At 61.1% G+C, this 25,229-nt stretch carries 23 protein-coding genes; 13 read left to right on the forward strand and 10 right to left on the reverse strand.

Features of this window, described 5'->3' with window-relative positions; genetic code table 11:
- Positions 1-82 precede the first annotated feature (82 nt).
- From J8C01_RS11130 to rpoD, 3 genes are all read right to left on the reverse strand, one after another.
- Entirely contained in the window at positions 83-1,348 is a 1,266-nt protein-coding gene (locus tag J8C01_RS11130) for a rhomboid family intramembrane serine protease (RefSeq protein ID WP_211431950.1), read from the reverse strand.
- 11 nt (positions 1,349-1,359) lie between these two features.
- A complete protein-coding gene (locus J8C01_RS11135; protein ID WP_211431951.1) occupies positions 1,360-2,157 on the reverse strand; it encodes an RDD family protein in 798 nt (265 codons plus the stop codon).
- An 87-nt stretch (positions 2,158-2,244) separates the two neighbouring features.
- A complete protein-coding gene (gene rpoD / locus J8C01_RS11140) occupies positions 2,245-3,921 on the reverse strand; it encodes an RNA polymerase sigma factor RpoD (protein ID WP_014100723.1) in 1,677 nt (558 codons plus the stop codon).
- 311 nt (positions 3,922-4,232) lie between these two features.
- Between rpoD and rdgB the strand changes: the two genes are divergently transcribed.
- Together rdgB and J8C01_RS11150 are read left to right on the forward strand one after the other, a co-directional pair.
- Positions 4,233-4,847 carry an RdgB/HAM1 family non-canonical purine NTP pyrophosphatase gene (gene rdgB / locus J8C01_RS11145; protein WP_014100724.1) on the forward strand — a complete coding sequence of 205 codons (615 nt, stop codon included), beginning with the start codon at positions 4,233-4,235 and terminating at the stop codon, positions 4,845-4,847.
- Between the two features lie 123 nt (positions 4,848-4,970).
- Positions 4,971-5,477, forward strand: a complete 507-nt coding sequence (locus tag J8C01_RS11150) for a NuoI/complex I 23 kDa subunit family protein (protein WP_014100725.1) — start codon at positions 4,971-4,973, stop codon at positions 5,475-5,477.
- Between the two features lie 41 nt (positions 5,478-5,518).
- Here J8C01_RS11150 and J8C01_RS11155 read toward each other — a convergent pair whose 3' ends face one another.
- Complete coding sequence (locus tag J8C01_RS11155) at positions 5,519-5,737, reverse strand: hypothetical protein (RefSeq protein WP_014100726.1); 219 nt, start codon at positions 5,735-5,737, stop codon at positions 5,519-5,521.
- Between the two features lie 207 nt (positions 5,738-5,944).
- Between J8C01_RS11155 and J8C01_RS11160 the strand changes: the two genes are divergently transcribed.
- From J8C01_RS11160 to cls, 5 genes are all read left to right on the forward strand, one after another.
- A complete protein-coding gene (locus J8C01_RS11160) occupies positions 5,945-6,142 on the forward strand; it encodes a DNA gyrase inhibitor YacG (protein WP_081464862.1) in 198 nt (65 codons plus the stop codon).
- Between the two features lie 157 nt (positions 6,143-6,299).
- The gene (locus J8C01_RS11165) at positions 6,300-6,722 is read left to right on the forward strand and encodes an Imm70 family immunity protein (RefSeq protein WP_014100729.1); all 423 of its coding nucleotides are present in this window, start codon (positions 6,300-6,302) and stop codon (positions 6,720-6,722) included.
- 43 nt (positions 6,723-6,765) lie between these two features.
- Positions 6,766-7,638 carry a 3-methyl-2-oxobutanoate hydroxymethyltransferase gene (gene panB, locus J8C01_RS11170; protein WP_211431952.1) on the forward strand — a complete coding sequence of 291 codons (873 nt, stop codon included), beginning with the start codon at positions 6,766-6,768 and terminating at the stop codon, positions 7,636-7,638.
- A 56-nt stretch (positions 7,639-7,694) separates the two neighbouring features.
- Positions 7,695-9,116 (forward strand): phosphoglucomutase/phosphomannomutase family protein, encoded by a 1,422-nt coding sequence (locus J8C01_RS11175; RefSeq protein WP_014100731.1) that lies wholly within the window; start codon positions 7,695-7,697, stop codon positions 9,114-9,116.
- 54 nt (positions 9,117-9,170) lie between these two features.
- Entirely contained in the window at positions 9,171-10,601 is a 1,431-nt protein-coding gene (gene cls / locus J8C01_RS11180; protein WP_211431953.1) for a cardiolipin synthase, read from the forward strand.
- Between the two features lie 14 nt (positions 10,602-10,615).
- Here the strand turns inward: cls and J8C01_RS11185 are convergent, their stop codons facing one another.
- Both J8C01_RS11185 and J8C01_RS11190 read right to left on the reverse strand, forming a co-directional pair.
- Positions 10,616-11,941 carry an AmpG family muropeptide MFS transporter gene (locus J8C01_RS11185; protein ID WP_211431954.1) on the reverse strand — a complete coding sequence of 442 codons (1,326 nt, stop codon included), beginning with the start codon at positions 11,939-11,941 and terminating at the stop codon, positions 10,616-10,618.
- 60 nt (positions 11,942-12,001) lie between these two features.
- Positions 12,002-14,407 carry a tetratricopeptide repeat protein gene (locus J8C01_RS11190; protein WP_211431955.1) on the reverse strand — a complete coding sequence of 802 codons (2,406 nt, stop codon included), beginning with the start codon at positions 14,405-14,407 and terminating at the stop codon, positions 12,002-12,004.
- Between the two features lie 108 nt (positions 14,408-14,515).
- Between J8C01_RS11190 and J8C01_RS11195 the strand changes: the two genes are divergently transcribed.
- Together J8C01_RS11195 and J8C01_RS11200 are read left to right on the forward strand one after the other, a co-directional pair.
- The gene (locus tag J8C01_RS11195) at positions 14,516-15,481 is read left to right on the forward strand and encodes a DUF4351 domain-containing protein (RefSeq protein WP_211431956.1); all 966 of its coding nucleotides are present in this window, start codon (positions 14,516-14,518) and stop codon (positions 15,479-15,481) included.
- A 98-nt stretch (positions 15,482-15,579) separates the two neighbouring features.
- The gene (locus J8C01_RS11200; RefSeq protein ID WP_211431957.1) at positions 15,580-16,497 is read left to right on the forward strand and encodes a DUF4351 domain-containing protein; all 918 of its coding nucleotides are present in this window, start codon (positions 15,580-15,582) and stop codon (positions 16,495-16,497) included.
- 10 nt (positions 16,498-16,507) lie between these two features.
- Here the strand turns inward: J8C01_RS11200 and J8C01_RS11205 are convergent, their stop codons facing one another.
- Both J8C01_RS11205 and J8C01_RS11210 read right to left on the reverse strand, forming a co-directional pair.
- Positions 16,508-17,830, reverse strand: a complete 1,323-nt coding sequence (locus J8C01_RS11205) for a 5'-deoxyadenosine deaminase (RefSeq protein ID WP_014100738.1) — start codon at positions 17,828-17,830, stop codon at positions 16,508-16,510.
- A gap of 4 nt (positions 17,831-17,834) precedes the next feature.
- Complete coding sequence (locus J8C01_RS11210; protein ID WP_211431958.1) at positions 17,835-19,085, reverse strand: methyltransferase domain-containing protein; 1,251 nt, start codon at positions 19,083-19,085, stop codon at positions 17,835-17,837.
- A 125-nt stretch (positions 19,086-19,210) separates the two neighbouring features.
- Between J8C01_RS11210 and J8C01_RS11215 the strand changes: the two genes are divergently transcribed.
- Genes J8C01_RS11215 through J8C01_RS11225 form a run of 3 tightly spaced genes read left to right on the forward strand, consistent with a single transcriptional unit; the run spans position 19,211 to position 22,320 of the window.
- Positions 19,211-20,089, forward strand: coding sequence for a polyprenyl synthetase family protein (locus J8C01_RS11215; protein ID WP_014100740.1), 879 nt, complete (start codon positions 19,211-19,213; stop codon positions 20,087-20,089).
- 54 nt (positions 20,090-20,143) lie between these two features.
- Positions 20,144-20,695, forward strand: coding sequence for a peroxiredoxin family protein (locus tag J8C01_RS11220; protein ID WP_211431959.1), 552 nt, complete (start codon positions 20,144-20,146; stop codon positions 20,693-20,695).
- A gap of 5 nt (positions 20,696-20,700) precedes the next feature.
- Positions 20,701-22,320: a M20/M25/M40 family metallo-hydrolase gene (locus J8C01_RS11225; protein ID WP_211431960.1), complete on the forward strand. Its 1,620-nt coding sequence runs from the start codon at positions 20,701-20,703 to the stop codon at positions 22,318-22,320.
- Positions 22,321-22,438: 118 nt separating this feature from the next.
- Here J8C01_RS11225 and J8C01_RS11230 read toward each other — a convergent pair whose 3' ends face one another.
- Positions 22,439-22,774: a hypothetical protein gene (locus J8C01_RS11230; protein WP_211431961.1), complete on the reverse strand. Its 336-nt coding sequence runs from the start codon at positions 22,772-22,774 to the stop codon at positions 22,439-22,441.
- Positions 22,775-23,020: 246 nt separating this feature from the next.
- Between J8C01_RS11230 and J8C01_RS11235 the strand changes: the two genes are divergently transcribed.
- Complete coding sequence (locus J8C01_RS11235) at positions 23,021-23,698, forward strand: TetR/AcrR family transcriptional regulator (RefSeq protein ID WP_014100744.1); 678 nt, start codon at positions 23,021-23,023, stop codon at positions 23,696-23,698.
- A 268-nt stretch (positions 23,699-23,966) separates the two neighbouring features.
- Here the strand turns inward: J8C01_RS11235 and J8C01_RS11240 are convergent, their stop codons facing one another.
- Positions 23,967-24,950 carry a VWA domain-containing protein gene (locus J8C01_RS11240; protein ID WP_211431962.1) on the reverse strand — a complete coding sequence of 328 codons (984 nt, stop codon included), beginning with the start codon at positions 24,948-24,950 and terminating at the stop codon, positions 23,967-23,969.
- Between the last annotated feature and the right edge of the window lie 279 nt (positions 24,951-25,229).

Here is a 25,229-nt window from a genome sequence, read left to right on the forward strand (position 1 = left end):
GCAGTCAAGAATGACACGAGCATAAGTCGTGAGCTTGGCTGTGGGCAACGGATTTTCACGGCGATGAAAAACCAGGGAAAGGTTATTCCCGGTCGGGGCTTCCGTCAGGTCTGGCGGCAGCTTCTGCCGAGGGAACGAACTCCAGTCCGTACTGTGCGCCTTCTTCGGCAATCCACTGCTGTTGATGCTGCTCGTAGATGGCAAGACGCTCCCGCATCTGCTCAACGGCCTGGGGTGAGATCGGCTCGGTCAGCATCCGCGCCTGCTCTTCCAGCAGGTCATGCAGTTCATCGGCGAGTCGCGTTGCGCCGGCATTGAAGGGGCGCAGTTGCTTGAGCCGTTGACGGGCCGCCGCACTGGCTGCCAGCGTCTCTGGCGGGACGGGCTGCCCGGTTTCAAGGTGCTGTACAATGCGGCGGTACACCCGCTCCCCTTCGTTGCAGGCCTCGGCAAAACGGCTGATCGTTTTGTTTTCCGGGAAAACGTTGGCCCCGGCCAGAAAGCGCGCCAGCGATGGCGGGTCGCCCCGGTAATTCCAAAACATCAGCCCAAAGCAGAGGGCGACAACGGCCATGAGCACGATTTGCCACACGCGCCAGACGGTCGGCGTTTTTCGTTCGTTCGGCGGTGAGTATGGGATAAACAGTGCCAGTCCAATGCCAGTCAGCAGTCCACCCACGTGACCCGACCGGCTGATGAAAGGAATGGAAAAGGTGATGACGAGATTGATGATCAGAGTAAGCCAGACGCCGCGTTGCATCGTGGCCCGGACCATCGGCGGGATTTCGGCGCGGTACTTGTAAACAAACACGAGCAACGCACCAAACATGCCAAAGAGCGCCCCGGAAGCACCGGCCCCAATGCTTTCGGGATGGGCGAAAAAATAGCTCGCCACGAACCCTCCAATCCCGGAAAGCAGATACAGGATGGTGAAACGCGCCGACCCGTAAAGCGATTCCAACTGCGGACCGAGCACCCAGAGGGCGTACATATTGGCCAGCAGGTGAATCATCCCGATGTGCAGAAACATGGGAACGACCAGGCGCCACACTTCCCCCTGATCAATGAGCTTCCGGTTGCAGGCGCCAAAGGCCGTCAGTACGTCCGGGTCGGTCGAGCCGCCGGCAAAGGCCGTCAGCAGAAACATCGCCACGTTGATGCCGATGAGTACGTAGCTGAGTGGAGCGCGCCGGAAAAACACCGCTTCGACAAACCTGGCAGCCCGCTGGCGTTCCCGCTGCTCCTGTTCCACTTCAGGCGGCAGCGCGCCACATTCCAGGCAACGCAACACGCTGCCGGGGGTAAGCAGTCCGCATTGGTGGCAGACGCGCAAAGGGCGCTCGGTCACAGGTTCCATCACTAATCCACGAGGTACTTCGCCCGTGCGCGGTACTGCCGGTCCACGGCTTCCAGGAACGGCTCCGGGGCCAGTGGCGGCGGGACGCCCAGCCGCCGACTGATCGGAGCGGCAATCCGGGCCGCCATCCACGGCCGGGCTTGTTCAGGCAGGGTTGAACGGCGCAGCAGAAAGCGCTCCACCGCCGCGATGTCATCGGCTGTCAGGGCCTGGATATTGCCGATGTCATCCATCACTTCCTGCGGCTGGCGCTGAACATCGGCAGCATGCGTAGCCAGTACCTGATCGAGCGCCGGGGTTGTGCCCAGGCGTTCTTTGACAACGATCGTGCCAGCGACGAGATCGCCCAACCGCCGGGCTTCCCGGTGCAGCATAATGCTCATCACTCCCAAAGCATAACCGCTCGGCAGAAAATCCACGGTGCGCAGAACGTTGCGCACCAGCGCCTCAAAAAAACCGATCGGACGGCCGTCAATCCGAATCACCCGCAACCGCAGCCACCGCTTGCCTGGGGTTTGGCCGTTCCACACCGTTTCAAAGATGGCAAAGTAGCCAAAATAAATCAGAAAGGACACGAGGACCAGAAGGGCCAGCAGCCACAACTCAACGGAGCGGCTCAACTGGAGGTCACGGAAAACGTCATTGATCTGGGCGACAAGAAGGCCAAGAACAAACAGGGTCAGAAGCTGAATACCGTGATCGATGAGGGCCGCCAGAAAGCGGCTGCCGACGTTGGCGAGCGCAAACCGCAGCTCGACGCGCTCCGGGGTTTCGATGATGAGTTGGTTGTCGAGCCGCATGGCATAAGTGATACTGCCGTCCAGGACCTGCCTTGGCAAGAGCCCCGGACGGCAGTCTGCCGTTCCCATTACTGGAAAAAGCTACAGTTACTGACCATCATCAAAGAAGGTCTTGAGTTTCCGGCTCCGCGACGGATGGCGGAGCTTGCGCAGGGCTTTGGCTTCGATCTGGCGGATACGCTCACGGGTGACAGAAAAGTGCCGCCCGACTTCCTCCAGGGTGCGTTCCTGACCGTCTCCATCCAGCCCGAAACGCATCTTGAGGATTTGTGCCTCGCGTTGGGTGAGCGTGCTGAGCACCTCCAGCGTGGCTTCCCGCAGGCCCTTGCCGACGATCATTTCCGCCGGATTGAGACTGTTGCGGTCTTCGATGAAGCTGCCCAGGTTGGATTCGCCGTCATCGCCGATGGGCGTTTCCAAGCTGATGGGTTCCTGGGCAATCTTGAGTGCCTGCCGAACCTTGACAACCGGCAAATCCGTGCGCTGGGCCAGCTCTTCGTGCGTGGGTTCACGGCCCAGCTCCTGAACCATCAGCCGCGCCGTACGAACAATCTTGTTGATGGTTTCAACCATGTGCACCGGAACACGAATCGTCCGGCCCTGGTCGGCAATGGCGCGGGTCACCGCCTGGCGAATCCACCACGTGGCATAGGTCGAGAACTTGTAACCCCGCCGATAGTCAAACTTCTCCACCGCACGCATCAGCCCAATGTTGCCTTCCTGAATGAGGTCGGAAAACTGCAAGCCCCGCGAGCGGTTGATGTAGTTTTTGGCAATCGAGACGACGAGCCGCAGGTTGGCTTCGATCATCTCGCGCCGGGCTTTTTCGGCTTCCTCAGTCGAAGAGAAAATTTCCCGCAGTGAACCTTTGATGCGGCTGGCTGGTTCGAGGTAGCGCTTCTCGATGTCTGCAATGACCTTTTGCGCCTGCTCAATCTGGGCACGTGTTTCCGCTTCATCAATGCGTGCGCGCCGCTGCTTGTCTTTCAGCGCCGCCTGGGCGTTTTCAATCTTGCGCTCGGCATCCTGAATCTGCCGTACCACAGCCCGGATACGGTCGTTAAACTTCTGCCGTATCTGGTCGGAAAAAAGCACGCTGCGGATGAGCCGCGACAGCTCAACCCGCTTGCGGAGATATTTCCGGTAGCGCTGCTGGGCTTTGCGCGGCGCGCGCTTGCGCTCCTTCTCAATTTTGGCGGCTTCTTCGCGGATGTGCGCCAGCATGCGTGAAATGGTCTGGAACCGCTCGATGGTTTCGATCAGGTAACGTTCTTCATTTTCCAGCGTGATGTCCTCGGCATCCGAGTCCGAGGTGTCAATGACCTGCCGGATGCCGATTTTGCGTTCTTTAAGTTGCTCGGCGATCTCTTCCAACTGCTCGGCAACGATGAGTGACCGCGAGTGAGCCTTGTAGAGCCGCCGGCGGCCGCGCTCGATCCGCTTGGCAATGTTGACTTCGTCCTCGCGGGTCAGCAGGGCAACATTGCTCATCTCGCGCAGGTACAACGTCATCGCATCGAGCGAGCGGTCGCTTTCGGAAGCTGACAGGTCGGGCGGCGGCGTCACGCCGCTTTCAGCATCTTCGATGGCTTCTTCGAGTTCTTCCGTGTCTTCCGCTTCGCTGTCCAGGATGAAGTCGTCCTCTTCGGACGCCGTGGAATCTATCTCGGCCAGAAACTTTTCGAGGTCGAGAGCCGGAAGGGCGCCTTCCGCTGTCGGGTCAGTGTCGCTGTCCATCAGATTTTCTTTGAGGTCGAGTCGCATGGCTGTGTGGGTCTGGAACAGGAAATGCTTGCTCTTGTGGCTGTAGTTGGTAAACTTGGGTCAATCACCGTCAGGATACGTTGCGCCGTCTGTCGCATCAATCGGCTTTTCATCGGGCGCAAGGGTCTCAAATCAGCATACTCATTTCACCCTGTGGACACTGTGTGTTCCATGACGGATGGTACACATCCACTTTCACCACTTGCGCGCGGCCTTCCCACGCATGGGTTCATAGACGCTTGTACCTGTCTCAAAGTTTCCCGTCCGTGCCGCTTTTGCCGGCAACTCTGAAATCCAGCCGGAGCCGTGCCATGTCTCTTTCCGTGCCGCTCATCCTGGCCACCCGGAACGCCGGGAAATTGCACGAGTTTCGCCACCTGCTCGCCGGCGTGACCCGGCAGGTCATCGGCCTTGACGCTTTCCCGTCCCTGCCTCCCGTACCCGAAACCGGCACCACATTCGAGGAAAATGCGCGGCTCAAGGCACGTGCCGTTCAGGCGCAGACCGGCGGCTGGGTCATCGCCGACGACTCCGGGCTATGCGTGGATGCCCTGGGTGGCGCGCCCGGCGTTTTCTCGGCACGTTATGCCGGTGAGCAGGCGTCCGATGCCGACAACGTGGCCAAACTTCTGGCGGCGCTGCGTGACATCCCGGCCGAACGGCGTACGGCCCGGTTTGTCTGTGTCCTGGCGCTGGTCACGGAAACCAAGGAGGCATGCTTTACCGGCATCTGTACCGGTACGCTGACCGAGGCCCCGCGTGGCTCCTGCGGGTTTGGCTATGACCCGCTGTTTATTCCCACTGGCGACACGCGCACCTTTGCCGAGATGACCCCGGCAGAAAAGGCGGTTTACAGCCACCGGGCACGCGCCGCCCAGGCGCTCGTGGACCATCTTCGGGCGGGTTTTGGGAACCGTCTTCCGTAACGGGCAGCGCGGCCGGCGGCAGATCGCCGCGTTCGCACTTCCACCGGCAGGACTTGAGACAACCGGCCGTTCCAGGCATGGTTTTAGGACGAGCGTTCTGCCTTCATACGAGGAGCCTGGCCGATGTCTTCCATCCTGTCTGAAATTTTCGAGGCGGCAAAAACCGTCCGCGCCATTGCCCAAGGCATGGCTGTGACCCTGAGCTACATCCCGAAGCAAAAACTCACCCGCCAGTACCCCGACGTGCCGGTTGAGCTGTATCCACGCTTTCGGGGCGAGCACTATCTGGCGCGGGACGAAAACGGCAAGGAGCGCTGTGTGGCCTGTTTTCTCTGCGCCGCGGCCTGCCCGGCCGATGCCATCTACATCGAAGCGGACGAAGACCTCCGGCCCTACGCGGAGCGTCCGGGCATGGAACCGCGTTACGCCCGTGTCTATAACATTGACTATGGGCGGTGCATTCTGTGCGGCTACTGCGTCGAGGCCTGCCCGAAAGACGCCATCAAGCACGGCCACAACTTTGAAATGGCCGTGACGAACTTTGCCGACTTGGTCAAGGACAAGGAATACCTGTTGTCCAACCTGGAGCGCGAAAAGACGCGAAACCTGACGCTTCGCAGTGACGCCTGACCGCCAACCCCAAAAGTGCAGGCCCCATAAGTGCAGGCTGTTTACGCACCAGTGGCGGCATTTGCCGCGTTTTCCTGGGTCTCTTCTTTTTGTGATTGGTAGTGTGCCAGCAGGGCCCGGCCTTCGCGGCTGCGGGGATCAATGGTACGAATGTGCTTGTTGCCAACCATTTCCCAGATTGCGGTGACAACGCCGTTTTTCTCGACGGCGCTGTAGGTTTTCTGCTCCGGGCTGATTTCGGACTGAGCTGCTTCGGACATAAGGTCAAACGCTATCCAAACCTGATTTCGTTGTGTTTTGGGATGCTCGCACCTTGCCTGGCGCACGTGCGAAAGCGCATATTCCCATGGGCATTGGTGTTCTGTCCAGAATGCCGGACGCCTTTCTCCCGCTGCCACATTGACTCCGGCGGGCAGAAACGGTGTGGTCCACAGATGTTTTTCACACGGCCAAGGAGGTGAGGCTTCATGGTTTTGCGCTGTCCGATTTGCGGGACCGTAACCACGTGGGCTGGAAATCCCACCCGTCCCTTCTGCTCCGAAGCCTGCCAGATGCGGGACTTGGGCAACTGGCTGACCGAACGCTACAGCCTGCCGGTGAGCGAGCCGCCGACACCGGAAACCGAGCCGACACCGGAAACCGAATCGTCCCTTCAGGATGAGTGAAAGGGGAAACTGCCCGGCAACGGAGTGCCTTTGATGAGAAAGCGCTTTTGATGCCAATCACCTTGCGCGGGCGCTCTGAGATGAACCGGCCCACGTTGCGCACCAGCAACCGTCACCGCGCCGGCGGACAGACCTGACCCATGAGGCACTGACCACCATGCTCCGCATTGTTCTCTGGGTGGACACCAAACGCTACGAAGTCGGCTCCCCGTCCTTTTTCCACTGCTTTTTCTCGACCATCGCCTACCGCCTGGAAAACGACGCTTGGGGGAGTGTGTATCCACGCATCATGCTGGACTTTTACAAAGGACGGCTGCGCTACACCGACGCCCCCGAAGCCCTGAGCGAACTCGACGCCATCCAGCTCGGCTTTGAGATGATGCCGCCGGAGGACATCATCTGGGACTACGACGACCTCGACCGGCAGCCCCCATGGGCAGAAGGCGCGCTGGAAAACACCTCCTGCGCCGCCGAGTGCTTCTTTACACCGACCGAGGAGCACCTGTTTGCCGTACTCCGGCAGGCCTTCAATCGCAGCATCGAAGTTCGCCATGACGTACGCATCCGCCGTATGGCATAACCCATCGTTTTACACTTCAACCTGCTGAGGAAACCGACACCTTATGCCTGCATCCCGTGTCACGCCGGGCGACCTGACGCGCCTGAAGGCTGACGGCAAGCGCATCGTCGCCCTGACTGCCTATGACCGCCCGACGGCCATGGTCTGCGAAGCCGCCGGCGTGGATGTCATTCTGGTTGGCGACTCCCTGGGCAACGTCCTGCTCGGCTATGAAACGACCCTTCCCGTGACCATGGACGACATGCTTCACCACGTCAGAGCCGTTGCACGCAGTACGCATCAGGCGCTGGTCGTCGCCGACCTGCCGTTTCTGTCCTATCAGGCCGATCAGGCGGAGGCGCTGCGCAACGCCGGGCGGTTTCTCAAGGAAGGCGGCGCGCAGGCTGTCAAACTTGAAGGCGGCAGCCGCAGCGCCGAAACCATCGAGCGTATGGTCACAGCCGGCATCCCGGTCATGGGGCACCTTGGCTACACCCCACAATCGGCCCACGTCTTCGGAAGGAACGTTGTCCAGGGACGCGATGTGGATGTGGCCACGACGCTCGTCCACGATGCCCTGGTTCTGGAGGAGGCCGGTTGTTTTGCCATCGTTCTGGAATGCGTTCCCCACGAAGTTGCCCGGGCCATATCCGAGCGACTGCGGATTCCCACGATTGGCATCGGCGCTGGCAACGGCTGTGACGGACAGATTCTCGTCTTCCACGACGCCGTTGGCTGGGGGCCGGGCGCGAACCTGAAGTTCGTCAAACGCTATGCCAATGTCGGCGACATCCTGCGCCAGGCCGTCAGCGACTATGCCCGCGAAGTACGCGAAGGCGTTTTTCCGGCGGCGGAACACTCGTTTTCGATGTCCGCCGAAGCCCGCGTGCTGTTTGAGCAGGAACTGGAGGAAATGGACGCCAGTTGTGACGAGTAACGTTCACCCGGGAGCGCGGGCATCCTGCCCGCTCCGGGTTTTCTGGAGCACCCTCAATGACCACAATCAAGTTTGGTACGGATGGCTGGCGCGGACGCATTGCCCGTGAGTTTACCTTTGCCAATCTGGACCGTGTGGCCCAGGCCACGGCCGAGCAGTTCCTGGCCGACGCCGACGGAACGGCCCCGCTGGTCTATGTCGGCCACGACCGCCGCTTTCTTGGTGAGGATTTCGCAGCGCGCGTGGCCGAAGTCATGGCTGGCAATGGTTTCCAGGTACGTGTGTACGACCAGTTCGTGCCGACGCCCATGGTGTCCTACGACTGCTATGCCGAACGTGCCCGGGGCGGGATCGTCATCACGGCAAGCCACAATCCGCCACAGTTTTCGGGCTTCAAAATCAAGCTGCCCTTTGGCGGTTCGGCGCCGCCGGAATACACCCTCCAGGTGGAAGCCCGCCTTGACGCCAACCCGCCGCGCACGACAGGGCTGCGCGCGGCGCTGGCCAGCGGACAGGTGCAGTACGTGCCCCCTTCCGCGCGCTACCTGGCACGGATCGGCGAGCTGCTTGACCTCGACCGCCTGCGCGCCTTCGACGGCGAAGTGCTCGTGGACTCGATGTACGGTGCCGGCGGACGCTACATCGAGCAGTTGCTCCAGGGCGGACGGCTGCGCGTCACCACCCTGCGCGCCGAGCGGGACCCCTACTTTGGCGGCATTCACCCGGAGCCGATGATGCCGCAGCTCCAACCCCTGTGTGATGAGGTGGTCCGCCGCCGGGCCTTTCTGGGACTGGCAACGGATGGCGATGCTGACCGTATCGGCGCGGTGGATGACACCGGCGCTTACCTGAACACCCACCGCATGCTGGCCATTCTGGCGCTGTATCTCATCCGCAAGCGCGGACTGACCGGCGGCATTGCCCGGACGGTTTCCCAAAGTGTCGTCGTCAAACGCATTGCCGAGCGCCACGGGCTGCCAACCTATGAAACGCCCGTTGGCTTCAAGCACATTGCCGCCCTGATGCGAACCCACGACATCCTGTGTGGCGGCGAGGAATCCAACGGCCTGGGCTGCAAACTGCACATCCCGGAGCGGGACGGCATCTTCAGCGGGCTGCTCTTTCTGGAAGCCATTCTGGCCTTTGGCAGGAAGCCGTCCGAGCTGGTGGCTGACATTTCGGAGGAGTTTGGATTTTTTGCCTACGACCGGCGCGACCTGGCGCTTGACCACATCGAGCAGGGATTGGCGTTCATCGAGCGCCTGAAAGCCGACCCGCCAGCGGCTGTCGCCGGTTATCCGGTGCGCGAGGTGGGACTGCTCGACGGCGTGAAACTCCACTTCGAGGACGAAAGCTGGCTGCTGTTCCGGGCTTCGGGCACTGAGCCGTTGGTGCGCGTCTATAGCGAGGCCACGACCGTCGAAAAGATGTCGGCGCTGCTGGCTTTCGGCGAACAGTTGGTGCACGAGTCACTTTGACGATGTGGACAGGCAGGTGGCGACAGCCGCCCTTCCACGAAAGAAGCCGGGCGAATGGACGCCGTTTGGTTTGAATGGACAGCGTTTATCCTCTTCGGTGTCGTTGGTCTCATCGTCTCCGGGCACGCGCTGCTCTACAAACGCGAAGCACGCTCGGCCCTGCTGTGGCTGCTCGTCGTCTGGTTTCTGCCGGTTCTGGGCGCGGTACTCTACCTGCTGATCGGCATCAACCGCCTCCAGCGCCGCGCCCAGCGTCTCCGGGACGCCACGGCCCTGCCACCGGCGGCTGAACAGATTGCCGGTGAAGACCAAACCGAACTGCTGGCGGATGATGATTTGGGTGGCCTGGCGCGGCTCGTCCAACAGGTCACGGGCCAACCACTGCTGGCCGGAAATCACATCACGCCCCTGGTCAACGGTGTGCAGGCCTATCCGACCATGCTCGATGCCATTGCCCAGGCCCGGCACAGTATTGCCCTGGCCACCTACATTTTTGACCGCGACGGCATCGGCGACCAGTTTGTACAAGCTCTGCTGGCGGCGCAGCAGCGCGGCGTCAGCATTCGCATTCTCATAGACGATGTGTACGTGCGCTTGGTACGCGGCTCAGCCTTCAAGTTTCTCAAAGCCGCCGGGCTGAATGTGGTCTCTTTCAACCCGCCGGTACTTCCGGCGCGGCTTCACGCCGCCAACCTGCGCAATCACCGCAAGCTGCTCATTGTGGACGGCCAGATTGGCTTTACCGGCGGCATGAATATCCACCGCCCCTACTGGCGGCCGGAAAACCCGGCGACTGCCTTTCGTGACCTGCACTTTCACGTCCGGGGGCCGGTCGTCCGCCACATGGTGGAAACCTTCACCGACGACTGGTACTTCACCACTGGCGAACGCCTGGATACCAGGTTCTGGGGGGAGGAAGGCCCCCAACCGGCCGGGCCGGCACTGGCACGTGGTATCGAAGCTGGCCCGGATGAAACCCTTGACCGCCTGCGGTGGGTCTTTCTGGGCGCGCTGAATGTGGCGCGGCAGAGCGTCAGAATCTGGACGCCTTATTTCGTCCCCGACCAGTCCCTTCTGGCAGCGTTGAGTGCGGCGGCGCTGCGTGGTGTCGAAGTGGACATCCTGACGCCGGTTGAAAACAACCATCCGCTGGTTCAGTGGGCCGGACGGGCGCATTACTGGCAGGTGCTTGAACACGGAGCGCGCATCTGGGAGCGCCCCGGCCCGTTTGACCACAGCAAGCTCATGGTCGTGGACGGCCACTGGGTGTGCATCGGTTCAGCCAACTGGGATGCCCGCAGCCTGCGGCTCAACTTTGAGTTCAACCTGGAAGTCTATGACACGGCCCTGGCGCAGCATCTGGAGGCGCTGTTCCAGACGGCCCGCCGGGAAGCCACACTGGTTACGGCTGCCCAACTCCGGGAGCGTCCGCTGCCGATTCGCCTGCGTGACGGTGCGGCGCGGCTGTTCTCTCCGATGCTGTAGGGCCGCCGGCTCGGTCAGCTTTGCGCCGTCGCAGGGCGGTTGAAGCGCAGCGCCAGCGACACCAGCAGGATCGCCGGAAGACCGAGCAGCGCTGTGCCGACAAAAAACTTTGTGTAGCCGAACGTCGCCACGGCCGATCCCGAAAAACCTGCCGCCCACTTTGGCAACAGCAACATCATCGAGCTAAGCAGGGCATACTGCGTTGCCGAGTAGCCGACGTTCGTCAGCGACGACAGGTAGGCGACAAAGGCCGCCGAAGCCAGCCCCGTGGCGAGATATTCCGCAGAAATGACCACGACCAGCGCCGCCAGGTGTGGACCCGTGAGACTGAGCGCCGCAAAGAGGAGATTCGTGCCGCTGCTCAGCAGGGCCCCCAGCCACAGCGGCCACAAGCTCCCCCGGCGCGATACCAGAACCCCACCCAGGAAGGCACCGGTGAGCGTCATGATGACGCCATAGACGTTGCTTACGGCCGCAATCTGGTCTTTCGTGTAACCCATGTCCACGTAAAACGGGTTGACCATCACGGCCAGAACGGTATCGCTCAGGCGGTAGGTCGTGATGAGCAGCAGCGTCAGCACCGCCTGCCAGCGGTAACGGCGCAGAAAATCGGCAAACGGTTCGAGGAGGGCTTCGCGCAGCCACGCCCACATGCTTTCGGCAACGGAGACGCGCCGGGTGTCCGGTTCGCGCGAACACAGGACCGTAAGCACACCAACTGCCATTGAAGCCGCCATGACAAGGTAGGCCGCCTGCCAGCCAAACTGGTCATAGCCGTTACGGCTGCCGAGCCGGGTGGCGATCCAGAGTGTCCCGGCGCTGCTCCACATCATGGCCAGCCGGTAGCCGGTCTGATAGGCCGCAGCCAGAACGCCCTGGCGCGTCACATCGGCAGACTCGATGCGGTAGGCATCGAGGGCAATATCCTGAGTGGCGGAGGCAAAGGCAACAAAAAGCGCAAAGCTGACAGTCCGTCCCAGCGCCTGACGCGGATCGGTCAGCGCCAGCCCCACAAGACCGCCCGCCACGGCAACCTGCGCCAACAGCAGCCAACCCCGCCGCTGGCCGAGCCGTGTCGTCAGTCCGGGAAGCGGCATGTGGTCAACCAGCGGCGACCAACACCACTTGAAACCATAGACCATTCCAACCCAACTGGCGTAACCGATGGCAGCCAGGTCAACTCCGGCCTCGCGCAGCCGAAAGCTCAACGTGCTGAGCGCCAGCAGCAGTGGCAGCCCGGCCGCAAAACCAAGGAGGAACATCCGTACGGTCAGCCCTTCGAGATAGGGCGCCAGCGCCGCGCGCCAGTTTGAAGGCGGAGAAACAGTCGGAAGGGACAACGGCGTGGGCTGAAGCCGGGAACCAGACCTGCAACGCCGGCCCGGCTCCGGTTGCTGGTTTCACCACTGCTGCGGGCGCAGGTTTTCGTCGAACAACAGCCGATAGCAGCGGTAGTTGGTCATAACCTTGAAAACATAGTCTTTGGTTTCAGCATAGCCGACTTCAGAAGCAAAGCGCGCCTGGTCGTCCGCACCGGCCCGTGCGCACCAGCGCGCCACAGCGGTCTCACCGCCATTGTATGCCGCAACAACGGCTGCCGGATGGTTGGGAAACAAGGTAAACAAATCGGCCACATACTGGGCCGCAAACTGTATGGCAAAGCGTGGTTCGTAGAGGTCAGTCTGGGTCACGTCCGGCAGCCCCAGCTTTTGGGCAACCTGTTCCGCCGTGGCAGCGATGAACTGAAACATGCCGCGCGCGCCGACCGGCGATTTGACGGTGGGATTGAAACGCGATTCCTGCCGGGCAATGGCCAGCAACAGACGCGGGTCCACGCCGCGCCGCTGCGCCTGTTCAACCAGCTCATCGCGGTAGGGCGCCGGGTAGAGCAGTTCGGCCACGAGGCGCGGCATGACTTCCAGCCGGAAGTCTTCCGGCAGCGCGCCAAACATCGGCTCTCCGTAGGCCATAGCTTTCCACGCCTGATTGCCGCGGCCGGCATAAACGGCCTGGGCCAGCGCCGGCCCGCTGCCGCCTTCCAGAAAGGGCAGGGCGTCGTCGTAGAGCCGGAGAAACGACAGTTCTTCGGCCAGGTTGCGGCTGGCCGGAGCGTCCTCGGTGCGGAGAATCACCTGCCGGCCCGGTTCAGGTACGCTGACCTGCCAGGCGCGGGCATAGGCCGGAAGCTGGCGATAGACGGTTTCAAGCTGGCCCAGCAGAGCGCGCCGCGTATCCGGGTCGGAGGTCAACCGCAGCGCCTGGTGCAGGGCATCCTTGGTCTGGCTCTGGCGGAAGTAGCTGAGGCGCTGGGCAATCAGGGCTTGTGCTTTACGGTTTTCAGCCAGCGCCAGAAGCCGCGCGGTGGCTTGCTGGCCGTAGTAGCTCGTCCGGGTGTCGGGCAGTGAGAGATAGACTTCGATGGCTTCCGCGAAACGCTCCAGACGTTCCAGACAGAGGGCGCGCAGGAAGGTGACTTCGTTGGCATTGGTCGAACCGGGACCGCGCCGGTGCAGCGGCAGGCGTTGCAGGTCTTCCAGCACACTGAGCGCCGCGCGCCAGTTGCTCTGGGACATGAAAATCTTTGCCCGCTGAAAGCGCGCCGTCACGCCGGCCAGCTCACGCGGGAAGCGTTTTTCCGCGCGGTCGCACCATTCGAGAGCTGCCTTGAAGTCACCGGCCAGGCGCAGGGCATCAATGGCATTCAGATGCGCGCCGCCTAAAAACTCACTGTTGGGATAGGCCGCAATGAAGGCTTCGTACCGCGCAACGGCTTCCTGATAACGTCCGGCATTCTGGAGCGCGTGTCCGACCTGGTAGTAGCCTTTTTCGCCTTCCGGTGACGTGGGATATTCCTCGTGCGCGCGGTCCAGCCAGCGGATGGCTTCATCCCAGTTTTCCTCGATAAAGAAGGCGCGCCCAAGGCTCCACAGGGCTTCAGGACGCTCTGGAACGGCCGGGACCTGCTCCACGAGTGCGCGGAAATGGCGTTTTGCGCCTTCGGTGTGGCGATTGGCCAGGTAAAGCCGGGCGCGCGCCAGGCGCTGGGCCGGCGACAAGGTGGGGTCTTCCCGGGCGTCAAGCTGTTCGGCCGCCAGCAGGGCGGCATCATCTTTTCCAGTGGCCAGCAGCCGCCGGAACAGTTCTCGCGCCTCGGCTTCCTGACCCGCCCGACGCAGAAGCACACCCAGCCGGACTTCATATTCACGGCTTTGGGAGGCCAACTGACGATACAGGGCTATCGCGCGATCAAGTTGCCCGGCGGCGGCGTAGCTTTCGGCCAGCCGCAGGCGGGCACCGCGTGCGGCCGGATGGATTCCGAACCGCTGCACAAGCTCGGTCAGCCAGCGTTGTTCATCGCGGCTGGCAGCCCGGTTGCCGGACTGGGCTTCCTGACGCGCCAACTCGGCCAGGTATTTCAGGCAGTACGGTGCGAACATCTGCCCGCCGGGGCGTTGCATGACCTGTTCATACAGGGTTCTGGCGCCTGCCAGATCGCCGGTGCGGTGGAGCAGGCGCGCCCGCAGATAATCGTAGTTGTTGACCGTGTAGAGCTGCGGCGCAGCACTGGCAAACTGGGCGAGATCGCGCAGCGCATCGGCATAACGCCGGTCATCCACGGCCTTCTGGATGCGGAGCGTTGCCGTTCGGGCCTCGAATGGCGCGTGGGAGACGGATGTTTCAGCCGGGCCGGGCGCCGGAAGGTCAGAAGTCGTACCGGGCGGCACGGGCAGCGTCGGAAGGGTTGTCAGCAGGGCGACAAAGACGGTGCTGCGGGCCAGCAGGCGTTGTCTTCCGGGCGTGAGCATGGTGACATCCGTTGAGCACTGTCCCTGAGTGCATCCTGGTTGCAACGACGGACACGGCTGAAGTACCTCGTGTGGCGCGGTCTCCAGGGGACCCGTGTGAGCAAGGCCATGGCGTACGACAACCTGTGCAAGTACCTGGCAGAAACCTATCCGGCGGCTTTCGTCCGCTGGCTCGCCAGGCATTATCCTGAGCTTCCTCACGACATGGAAGCCACTGAAGTCGAGGTTCTCAAAACCGAACTGCCCGTCGAGCCAATTCGCGCCGATTTCGTCACCTTCATCCGGGCCGCTGATGTCCTTCTGCACATCGAGTTTCATCTCGACCCAACTTCCGACCCGCCTCTGTCCTTTCGGATGCTGGAGTACTGGGTGCGTCTTTTCCGCCGCTACCGCACTCCGGCCCGGCAGGTGGTTCTGTTGCTGAAGAGTACACCGGCGGCACGGGAGATGCCCAACATCTTCACAGCCGGTATGACGCACCACAGCTTTCACGTGCTGCGTCTGTGGGAAGTTGAAGCGACTGAACTTCTGGATGACGAAGCTCTGTTGCCGCTGGCTGTTCTTGGAAAGGCGGCTTCCGAGGAAGCGCTTTTGCGGGAAACCGCCGCGCGGGTTGAGCGGATGACAGACGCCAGCCAACGCGCTAACGTGTCAGCCTGTGTGCAGGTGCTGGCCGGATTGCGCTTTGACCGGGCACTGATTCGGGCTTTGTTTCGGGAGGAAGCGATGCGGGAATCGGTCATCTATCAGGAAATCATCGAACGCGGGCTGGCGCAGGGCATTGAACGCGGGCTGGCGCAGGGCATTGAACGCGGGCTGGCACAGGGTGTCGAACGCGGGCTGGCACAGGGCAGTCATCTGGAAGCCATCCGGCTGGCCCGCACGCTGCTCGAACGCCGTTTTGGCCCGCTCCCGGAAAGCATCGCTGCCCAGGTTGCCCTGCTGTCACGGGAACAGGCCGAAAACCTGGCTGTTGAAACTCTGAACTTCGACAGCCTCGACGCGGTACGTACCTGGCTGGCCGTCCAGCCTACGACTTCCGAAGCGACTGAAGACCCGTCCAGTCCTTCGTAACGGCCAGGCTTCAGGCTACACCAGCACGCGCTGCCAGAGTTGCAAACTCGCGCCGGGCCCAAACTCAAATCCCGGCTGCGTCTGCCTAAGCAAGGGCAATGGCGTACGACAACCTGTGCAAGTATCTGGCAGAAACCTACCCGGCGGCTTTCGTCCGCTGGCTCGCCAGGCATTATCCTGAGCTTCCACACGACATGGAAGCCGCTGAAGTCGAGGTTCTCAAAACCGAACTGCCCGTCGAGCCGATTCGCGCCGATTTCGTCACCTTCATCCGGGCCGCAGGCGTGCTTCTGCACATCGAGTTTCACCTCGATCCGGCTTCCGACCCACCGCTGGCGTTTCGGATGCTGGAGTACTGGGTGCGTCTTTTCCGCCGCTACCGCACCCCGGCCCGGCAGGTGGTTCTGTTGCTGAAGAGTACACCGGCGGCCCGGGAGATGCCCAGCACGTTCACAGCCGGTATGACACACCATGGTTTCCACGTGCTGCGTCTGTGGGAAGTTGAAGCGACTGAACTTCTGGATGACGAAGCTTTGTTGCCGCTGGCTGTTCTCGGAAAAGCGGACTCCGACGAGGCACTTTTGCGGGAAACTGCGGCGCGGGTCGAGCAGATGACAGACGCCAGCCAACGCGCTAACGTGTCAGCCTGTGCGCAGGTGCTGGCCGGATTGCGCTTTGACCGGGAGTTGATCCGGGCTTTATTTCGGGAGGAAGCGATGCGGGAATCGGTCATCTATCAGGAAATCATCGAACGTGGGCTGGCGCAGGGTGTCGAACGCGGGCTGGCGCAGGGCAGTCATCTGGAAGCCATCCGGCTGGCCCGCACGCTGCTCGAACGCCGTTTTGGCCCGCTCCCGGAAAGCATCGCTGCCCAGGTTGCCCTGCTGTCACGGGAACAGGCCGAAAACCTGGCTGTTGAAACTCTGAACTTCGACAGCCTCGACGCGGTACGTACCTGGCTGGCCCTCCGGCCTACGACTTCCGAAGTCACCGAAAACCCGGACAAGCCTTCGTAACGACCAGGCTTCAGGCCACACCGGCCCGCACCGCCAAGGCGGCAAACTCACGCCGGGCCTGGGTCCGCACGTCTGCGGCATCGAGTGCCGTCAACGCTCCGTCGCGGACGACGACGCGACCGGCAATGACCACATGCCGTACGTCAGAAGCCATAGCCGCATAAACCAGGGCTGAGAGTGGATCGGGATGCGGCGCGGCATGCAGGGTGTCAAGCGTCACGACGGCTATATCGGCCGCTTTTCCCACGTCAAGACTGCCAATTTCGTTCTCCAGTCCAAGCGCCCGTGCTCCGTGCCAGGTTGCCATCTGAAAGGCGTCCAGCGCGGTGAGTTTTCGCGCGCCACAGCGCATTTTCTGAAGCAGCGCGGCTGTCCGCATTTCCGTGAAGGCATCGAGCCGATTGTTGCACGGTGCGCCGTCGGCGCCCAGGGAAACCGAAATACCGCGCTCCAGCATTTCCACGACTTTGGCGATGCCGGAGCCGAGTTTCAGGTTTGAGGACGGGCAGTGCAGCACGTGGGTCCCGGTCTCGGCCAGAAGCTCCAGTTCGGTCTCATCAAGCCAGATACAGTGCGCGATGCCGACATGGGGGCCGGTCAGGCCCAGCGCGTGCAGGTGCGCCAGGTTTCGCCGTCCGGTCAGACGTTCGACCAGCGCCACCTCATCCCGGTTTTCCGAAGCGTGTGTGTGGATGCGTACGCCCTTTTCACGTGCCAGGGCTGCCACCTCCCGCAACAGCGTTTCGGTGCACGACAAAACGAAGCGGGGCGCAAAAGCCATGTGAATCCGGCCCCCGGCCCGGCCGTGCCAAGCGTCGAGAAGGCGGAGGGATTCGGTACGCGCCTGCGCTGTCGTCTCACGAAGGCCCGGGGGCACTTCATCGCCGGCATCCATCAGGCACTTCCCGACAACCGCACGAAAACCGGTTTCGGCAACGACCTCCAAGGCAGCTTCCGTGTGGTGGACACTCTCCATCGTCATGGCGCAGGTCGTCCCGCCAGACATCATTTCTGCGATGGCGAGTTGTGCCGAAACCCGGAGACTTTCAGGCGTGTGGGCGGCCTCAAACTTCCAGATGCGCGTCTTCAGCCAGTCGAGAAGTTCAAGATCATCGGCTGCGCCCCGGAACAGGGCCTGGCACAGGTGAATGTGCGATTGGACAAAACCCGGTATCACTACGCACCCGGAGGCATCGAGTGTCTCATCGGCCGTTTCAGGAACTTTGCCCAGGTGCGTGATGCGGCCATCCTGCACGTACAGGTTGCCGTTGATGACCTGATGACGCGGACCACTCGTGAGCAGTGTGCCGTTGATAATCCGCAGGGTCGGCATGGTTTTACTCCGTTGTGGGCGAGGCTACAGTCTGGCGCTCGACCTGGGTGTGCGGCAACAACCGCAGCCCATCGGCCAAGGGCACCAGCGCCGACGAAAGCCACAGGACATCCCCCCGCCTGGCCGCGCTGAAAGCTTCATTACCGGCGTGGCGGTCACGCTTGAAGCGCATCAGCAGCGTACAGCGGTCAGGGCCACAGACAAGCCGTTTTTCACGTCCCTTTTCACGCTGGAGGTCGCCAATGACGCGCCACGGCGTCCAGCCCGAACGAGCTTCCGTCGCGTGTTTTCCGTCCTTCCGCAGCACGAAGTAGAAAAACTTCTGGATGCGACTGGATAACCCGGTCATAGCATCGAGTTGGGCGACCAGCGGTGTTGGATGCCAGGTCAGCGCAACATGACACCAGTCCCGTTCCGGTCGCCCGGCCAGCATCCGACAGGGCCCGTTGGCCGTGCAGGGCGCGAAAATTCCACATTCTGAAAGGTCTTCGAGGAGCGCGTCACGAAGCTGCATAGCCGCACGCGCACTTGCGTGCAGGGCCGGCTCGATGACACACAAACTGCCATCCGGTGCAAGGTGTTTCCTGACCAGTTCCCGCACCCAGGCAGCCGGCGGGCCGTCCTCCGGGGGACACTCGTTGAGAACGTTGGAAAGCCAGATGAAATCAGCCGCAGCGTGCGGTGGGTACTTGCCCGTACGTTTGGCATCGCCGGTGTGTGGCGTCACGTGCAGCGTCATGGCTTCATGACGCTCGGCATTGATCCAGTCAGCGGCCTGCCGCAGCAGGTCCGTCGCTTTCTGGAGGGCGGCTGGTGACATTTCGACCAGAACGATCCGCACCTGAAACGCCGCCGGCTGCAACGACGCCAGAAATGACAGCGTCGCCAGAGCCGAAGTACCCGGCCCGCAGCCCACATCCAGGACAGTGAACCGGGATTTTGCTGTGAGTTCTTTGACAACATCTGGATGCCCGCCCAGTTCAGCCAGCACCCAGGCGGCTTTGACATAGTTGCGTGGCAGAAAGTGGAACAGATAGGCCAGGCAGCGCGTGTCGTGCCAGTAATCTCCAGGAGCAGCCTCCGCGAGGTTTTGGCGCTCCCGGGTAAAATCATCGGAAAGACGCACCAGGGCACTGGCCGTCGGGCGCAGAAATGCCTTACCGACCGGCCCACGGTCGTACTGGGCCAGCGCCTCGGGGCCAAGCAGACGCCCTACCAGATAGCGTTCCACGTGCTGCAACAAATCGTTGTTCATCAGAGCGCAGGTCTTCAGGCTTTGCCAGAGCGCAAGCCCTTTCCGGGGAAGTGGTTGTTTTGCCCGGCAAGGACGCTTATCGTTGCAAGTTCTGATTTCATCTGCCGGGAGCACAGAAGCACCCTATGATTGAAGCCTACTTCGCGGAAAAGGTTCCCGAAGTCAACCGCTGGCTTGACCAGCTCATGCCGCCGGTGACGACCCCGCCGCCGCGCATTCACGAAGCCATGCGGTACAGTCTGATGGCCGGTGGCAAACGGCTGCGCCCCATACTTGTGCTGGCTGCCGGCGAGGTTTTTGGTGGCGCACCAGAGCGGCTCTATCCGGTGGCCTGTGCCTTCGAGATGGTTCATACCTATTCTCTCATCCACGATGATCTGCCGGCCATGGACAACGACGACCTGCGGCGGGGTATGCCAACCTGCCACAAGCAGTTTGATGAAGCGACCGCCATTCTGGCCGGAGACGGGCTGATGACCCATGCGTTTCGGATTCTGGCTGAAATGGATGCCCCTGCCGAACAAAAAGTGCGCGTCATCCGGGAACTGGCCGTTGGGTCCGGTACGGTTGAAGGCATGATTGCCGGCCAGATTGTTGACCTCGAAGCCGAAGGAAAGCCCATTGATGCCGGGCGGCTGGCATTCATTCACCGGGCCAAAACCGGCGCGCTCATCCGTGGGGCGCTGGTTTGCGGCGGGATTGTCGCCGATGCCGCCGAAAGCGACCTGGCGCTGCTGTCCGCTTACGGCGACCGGGTGGGACTCGCTTTTCAGATTGCTGATGACATTCTTGACGAAACAGCCACGGCTGAACAGTTGGGCAAGACACCTGGCAAGGACGCGGCAGCCGGCAAAGCGACCTATCCGGCACTGTACGGGCTGGAGGCTTCCCGGAAACAGGCCGAGGCGTTGGCCGAGGAGGCCATTGAGGTACTTGCACCGCTCGGCCAACGGGCGCAACTGCTCATCGAAATGGCGCGCTTTGTCGTAAACCGCACTTCATAGCCCGGCCGGTGCGGTATTTCCTTGTCTTTCACTTTCGTCCGTGTGGAGCGTTCTATGCGATACATCGCGAGCTGGTTGCTTTTGTTTTTCGTGACGGGGACCCTGGTCGTGGCAGCCCAGTCCGGCATCAGGCAGGGGGATACCCGCCGTGGAAATCCTGCGTCTGAAGTGCTGGCGCCGGACTTCATAGCGCCAAGTCTGACCGATGACACCTCCATCCGCCTTTCTTCCCTGCGCGGCAAGGTGGTGGTCATGAACTTCTGGGCAAGCTGGTGTCCGCCCTGCCGCGCCGAATTTCCGCTTCTGGTCAAGCTTTATGACCGGTACAAAGAACGCGGCGTCGTCCTGTTGTCGCTCAACCTGGCCGAAGAGGCCGAAACAGCGCGCCATTTCATCCAGCAGGCAGCGCCGCCCTTCCCCGTGTATGCCGGTGCTGTCGCCGCCGCCAAGTATGACGCTTCACGGCTGCCGACAACCTACTTCATTGACCGGGCCGGGCGCATCCGGCGGCGGGTTTCCGGGTTTCATCCCAAGCGCACGGAAGTCGAATTCTCCAGCCTCATTGACGAGCTTCTGGCCGAGCCAGCCCCGGCAGCGCAACCATGAAAGCCATGTCCAGACCTGCTGCACCATACCGTTTCCTGACCGCGTGCTTCGTCCTGCTCTTTCTGGCCGGCTTTGGTGGCTCGTTACCGCTTCCGTCCAACCTGGACGCCATCAGTGCCGTTCAGCTCAAACGGCATCTTTCCTTTCTGGCCTCAGCCGAGCTTGGCGGACGCTATACCCTCAGTGCCGGCAATCGCATCGCAGCGCGTTACCTGGCTGCCCAACTCGAAGCCTTCGGCTACCGGGGGGCGGCCACCGATGGCTCATTTTTCCAGAAAATTCCCTTTGTGACGCGAACCGGCGGGCAGGACTCCAGGCTGATGCTGGAGGGTGCCCCAAAACCCTTTGTCCATGGCGAGGACTTCATTCTGCGCGATCCGGCGGCAACCCTGCCCAATCTGTCGCTGGAAGCTGAGATGGTCTTTGTTGGGTACGGGGCATCCCACCCAAAAATGGATGCTTACCAGATGGTCAATGCCGAGGGACGGATTGTTCTCTGCCTGGCAAGCGGCACGCCGGATGTTCTGGCCGGGGAAAGCCTGCCAAACGATTGGCGCGAGAAAGCCGCTCTGGAACATGGCGCACGGGCCATGTTGTTTGTCCCGGACGAAAAGCTGGCCGCGGGTTGGGACCAGGCAGCGGCGTACGCCCGCCGCCGGTCTGTCCCGCGCGTGCGCCCGAAAGCCGCTGCTACAACACCGGGTCGGCCAGCCATTCCAACCTTCCTGCTGAGTCCAGCCGCGGCTGAGTCCTTTCTGGCCCCGTTCAACCTCACCCTCACACAAGTACACGAGGCAGCCAGAACCGGCGCAGCATTGCCATCCGTTGCTGCCCAGCGCCGCTGTACCATCCGCACGACTGAAAACGAACGGGTCGAATACGGCCAGAATGTCGTCGGTATCCTCGATGGCGCTGATCCCAAGCTCAAACACGAGTACGTCGTTCTCAGTGCCCACTATGACCACCTGCCGGCGCAGGGTGACGTCATCTTTCCCGGAGCCGACGACGACGGCTCCGGCACGGCAGCCGTTCTGGAGTTGGCCCGGGTGTTTGCCGAAGGTGAGCGCCCAAAACGCTCGATCTTCATCCTGTTCAACACCGGCGAGGAAATGGGCCTGCTTGGCTCAGGCTACTTTACTGATCAGGAACCGCTCGTGCCGCTGGAAGCCATAGTGGCGAACTTCAACATAGACATGATCGGCCGCTCCCGCCCGCCCGGTGACGACCGGCGTGAAAATGCCGAACTGACCGACCGCGACAGTGTCTTCCTCATCGGGCCGGACAAACACAGCCGCCAGCTCTTTGAGCTGAGCGAGCAGACCAATGCCGCCACAGTCCAGCTTCGGCTTGACTACACCTACAATGACGAAGCGCATCCGATGCGGCTTTTCTACCGCAGCGACCACTGGAACTTCGCCAAGCGCGGCATCCCGATTGTTTTCTATTTCACCGGCCTGCATGCCGACTACCACCGACCGACCGACACGGTGGACAAGATTGATTTCGAGAAAATGGCCCGCATCACCAAGCTGGTCTATGCAACGGCCTGGCGAACAGCCAACCGTGAGCAGCGCTTTGACCTGGATGTGTGGAAAAGCCGGGAGCGCACGACGCCGAATCGGTGACTCCACCCTATCGGTGGCTTCACCCTGAACCAAGACAGGCTGGCACTCCCCCAACTGGGGTCGTTACCAGCCTGTCATTGTCGGTTGCCTGTCGGCAGAAAACAGATGTCCGGCTGGATTATTCGATCTGAAGGGCCATTTTGGAGCCTTTCATTTCGATGCGGGCAATTTTGCGGGCGCCATCCTTATTTGCGAACACCACTGTGTCGGCTGTTGCCGGCTTGGGTAGCTCAACCAGGGTATAGCTCGTCCGGGCCACCTCCCGGCTGCCATTCCGAATGATCAACTCACCGGGTTGTTCGTCGTCGTACTCAAGCGTGTACGTGCCTGTTTTCACTTCCTGCCCCTGGACAGTGCAATCCCGTGGGATTACCGTCTCCCGCTTCCGTTTGGCCGCCCAAACGGGAAGACTCAGCAACACCAGGGCCAGAGAAACCAACATGACCTGTCGCATGGCTTTCACTCCTTTTGTCAACCGCGCTGCGGTTTTTTGGGCTGTGTTCGATGTGACATGAAGCTGAGCTTTTGTTCATATCACCTGCATAACCAGAATATGAGCTTAGGTTCATATTTTACAAGCCCCTTCTTCCGGCTTCTCACCCGCAGTGCTGAAAACCTGGCCTGAAAAATGTTTTGGAAGCGACACACAACCCTTTGCTAGGATGAAGGGCCAGCCTGACCGGTCTTTCCGATACGAATCATGAGCGCGCCTACGAAATGCTCTCTGACTATTGGCTCAGAGCTTGGAGTTGCACTACCGAAGCAGGAACGCAGCCGCCGCACCCGTGAAAAGCTTATCCTGGCTGCCGCCCAGCTTTTCGAGGAACGAGGCTTCGAGAAAACGACCTCGAATGACATCGCGGCGGCAGCCGGTGTCAGCATTGGGTCGTTTTATGCCTACTTCTCAGACAAGCGGCAGATTCTACTTTTGCTGTTTGAGCAGCTTATTGCCGAACGCCTGGATGCCGTCTTCAGCAATTTCACTGAAGAAGACCTGACTGGCGGCGACCTCCGGGGTTGTATTGAACGCTGTATTCACCGCACCTTTGCCAACAAGGCGGCGACGCCAGGGCTGACCCGTCTCATTTACGACCTGGCTCCCAAGGATGAAGCCGTCGGGGCGCTGTGCCGGCGCCTGATGGAAGAATCCGTAGAAAACCTGGAGAAGTTGCTCCGCAAGGCGATGGCGCTGGGACTGACGGGCCTGACCGATCCGCACACGGCAGCGACAACCATTGTCCACGCCGTCGAGGCGGTTGCCCGCAAATGCGTCTTTGAAGACGAATTGCCAGAGAAAGACTGGCCGCCCTACATCACCTGCCTGACAGACATGACCTATGGATTTGTCTTCGGTGCCAGGTCTCAGCTCCCGGCATAACGGCCGCAGCTTGCCCGCAAGTACTCAGGGAAAGACTGGTTAGACACTTTTTTCCACAGGTTTTCCACAGCTCTGCTTTTCCTCCCCTGGTGAAAAGACTTTGGCTACGTGTCTATAAGTATTGGAAAACAAGCGGCTTATCTTCTCAGATCAACCAGCAGGGAAGGTGGGGAAAGCAAGCCGGGGCTTTTACTTCATGGTTTTCCACAGTTTTTCCACAGGCAGGGGAGTTCATTATCCACAGTTGCCGGCAGTTACCGTGGAGTGGTCAGTCACCCTTGCGCGGGGTATAGCCAGAGCGGGTACGTACCACGAGTTTGCGCTTTCCGTCCTCAGCCCGGACGGTGACGCGCCGAAAGCCCCCGCCTTGCAGGCCTTGGCTCGGAACAAACCCGATTGAGTACTGGGTACGCAAGTCGGCATTGATGGTACGCACAATTTCTGGAAGCTCGTCCAGCGTCTTCGGGAAAAAGGCACGGCCGCCAGTTTCCTTGGCAATATCTTGGATGAGCTGGATGGAACGCTTCCGTGTCGAGCGGCCGAACAGACCGCCATCGTCATCTTCATCGGGAAAGCCGACGATGTAGACCTGTACCTGATACTCCTGAAGCAGCTTGAGCATCTGCTTGCGGTCGTAGTAGCTGTCCCGCTCATCGCCGTCAGAGAAGACGACAATTGCCTTGCGGCGGTTTTTCCCCTCCTTGTCGGCGTACTCGGCAGAAAGCTGAATGGCATCGAGCAGGGCTGTTCCGCCCCCCCACACGATGTTGTCCACGGCATCCTCGATGTCTGCCGGCCGCGGTGTAAACTCTTCAGCCAGCTCAGCCCTGTTCTTGAAGTCCACCAGGAAGAACTCATCGCCTGGCTTTGCCGCACGTGCGAGAAACTTCACGGCTTCGATCACCTTCGTCCGTCGTGGACGCATGGAACCACTCGTATCCACGACGAATCCCAGGCTCACCGGGGCTTCATCGCGGCTGAAGTACTCGATTTGCTGCTCCACCTGTTCATCATAGACACGGAAGTTTTCCTTGCGCAGATCGCCGACAAAGCGATTGTCCTGGTCGAAAACAGCCACATCGAGAACCACCAGGCTGGTATCTATGGTGAACACCTCGTCCTGTGTTGCTGATGGGTTGGCTTTCGGGGGACGCTTGGGCGTGCGTTCCTGCCCATCCAGGCCGAGTGATGTACCTTGGAGCAGAACAAGAAGGGTGACACCAACCACGAGCCAGAATTTCGTTCCTGTCATTTTGTGCCTACCTCCCGGAATCTTGTCGCCAGTGGGCTGAACTCCCTGGGTTGCCTGTGGATTTTTCTTGTCGCTGTGCTTTCCATGTGCTAGGTTGAACGCCGGACAACGACTTTTCATTATCTCCAAATAACTGCAAAAAAAGACTTTAGGGATTATGCCAAAGATTTCCACAGGCCTGTGGAGCATCTGTGGAAAACCTGTGGAAAACTTCCTTTCTCCCGGTTGAAGACAGCTCGGCATCTGCCGCGCTCAGCGTTGATTGTCAAGGGTTTGGTC

The sequence above is a fragment of the Chloracidobacterium sp. D genome (assembly GCF_018304685.1).
Classification (GTDB): Bacteria; Acidobacteriota; Blastocatellia; order Chloracidobacteriales; family Chloracidobacteriaceae; genus Chloracidobacterium; species Chloracidobacterium thermophilum.

Coding starts and splice junctions, on each gene's coding strand:
- J8C01_RS11135 (WP_211431951.1), bottom strand. CDS start 2,157: ATGCGGCTCGACAACCAACTCATCATCGAAACCCCGGAGCGCGTCGAG.
- rpoD (WP_014100723.1), bottom strand. CDS start 3,921: ATGCGACTCGACCTCAAAGAAAATCTGATGGACAGCGACACTGACCCG.
- rdgB (WP_014100724.1), top strand. CDS start 4,233: ATGTCTCTTTCCGTGCCGCTCATCCTGGCCACCCGGAACGCCGGGAAA.
- J8C01_RS11150 (WP_014100725.1), top strand. CDS start 4,971: ATGTCTTCCATCCTGTCTGAAATTTTCGAGGCGGCAAAAACCGTCCGC.
- J8C01_RS11155 (WP_014100726.1), bottom strand. CDS start 5,737: ATGTCCGAAGCAGCTCAGTCCGAAATCAGCCCGGAGCAGAAAACCTAC.
- J8C01_RS11160 (WP_081464862.1), top strand. CDS start 5,945: ATGGTTTTGCGCTGTCCGATTTGCGGGACCGTAACCACGTGGGCTGGA.
- J8C01_RS11165 (WP_014100729.1), top strand. CDS start 6,300: ATGCTCCGCATTGTTCTCTGGGTGGACACCAAACGCTACGAAGTCGGC.
- panB (WP_211431952.1), top strand. CDS start 6,766: ATGCCTGCATCCCGTGTCACGCCGGGCGACCTGACGCGCCTGAAGGCT.
- J8C01_RS11175 (WP_014100731.1), top strand. CDS start 7,695: ATGACCACAATCAAGTTTGGTACGGATGGCTGGCGCGGACGCATTGCC.
- cls (WP_211431953.1), top strand. CDS start 9,171: ATGGACGCCGTTTGGTTTGAATGGACAGCGTTTATCCTCTTCGGTGTC.
- J8C01_RS11190 (WP_211431955.1), bottom strand. CDS start 14,407: ATGCTCACGCCCGGAAGACAACGCCTGCTGGCCCGCAGCACCGTCTTT.
- J8C01_RS11195 (WP_211431956.1), top strand. CDS start 14,516: ATGGCGTACGACAACCTGTGCAAGTACCTGGCAGAAACCTATCCGGCG.
- J8C01_RS11200 (WP_211431957.1), top strand. CDS start 15,580: ATGGCGTACGACAACCTGTGCAAGTATCTGGCAGAAACCTACCCGGCG.
- J8C01_RS11205 (WP_014100738.1), bottom strand. CDS start 17,830: ATGCCGACCCTGCGGATTATCAACGGCACACTGCTCACGAGTGGTCCG.
- J8C01_RS11210 (WP_211431958.1), bottom strand. CDS start 19,085: ATGAACAACGATTTGTTGCAGCACGTGGAACGCTATCTGGTAGGGCGT.
- J8C01_RS11215 (WP_014100740.1), top strand. CDS start 19,211: ATGATTGAAGCCTACTTCGCGGAAAAGGTTCCCGAAGTCAACCGCTGG.
- J8C01_RS11220 (WP_211431959.1), top strand. CDS start 20,144: ATGCGATACATCGCGAGCTGGTTGCTTTTGTTTTTCGTGACGGGGACC.
- J8C01_RS11225 (WP_211431960.1), top strand. CDS start 20,701: ATGTCCAGACCTGCTGCACCATACCGTTTCCTGACCGCGTGCTTCGTC.
- J8C01_RS11230 (WP_211431961.1), bottom strand. CDS start 22,774: ATGCGACAGGTCATGTTGGTTTCTCTGGCCCTGGTGTTGCTGAGTCTT.
- J8C01_RS11235 (WP_014100744.1), top strand. CDS start 23,021: ATGAGCGCGCCTACGAAATGCTCTCTGACTATTGGCTCAGAGCTTGGA.
- J8C01_RS11240 (WP_211431962.1), bottom strand. CDS start 24,950: ATGACAGGAACGAAATTCTGGCTCGTGGTTGGTGTCACCCTTCTTGTT.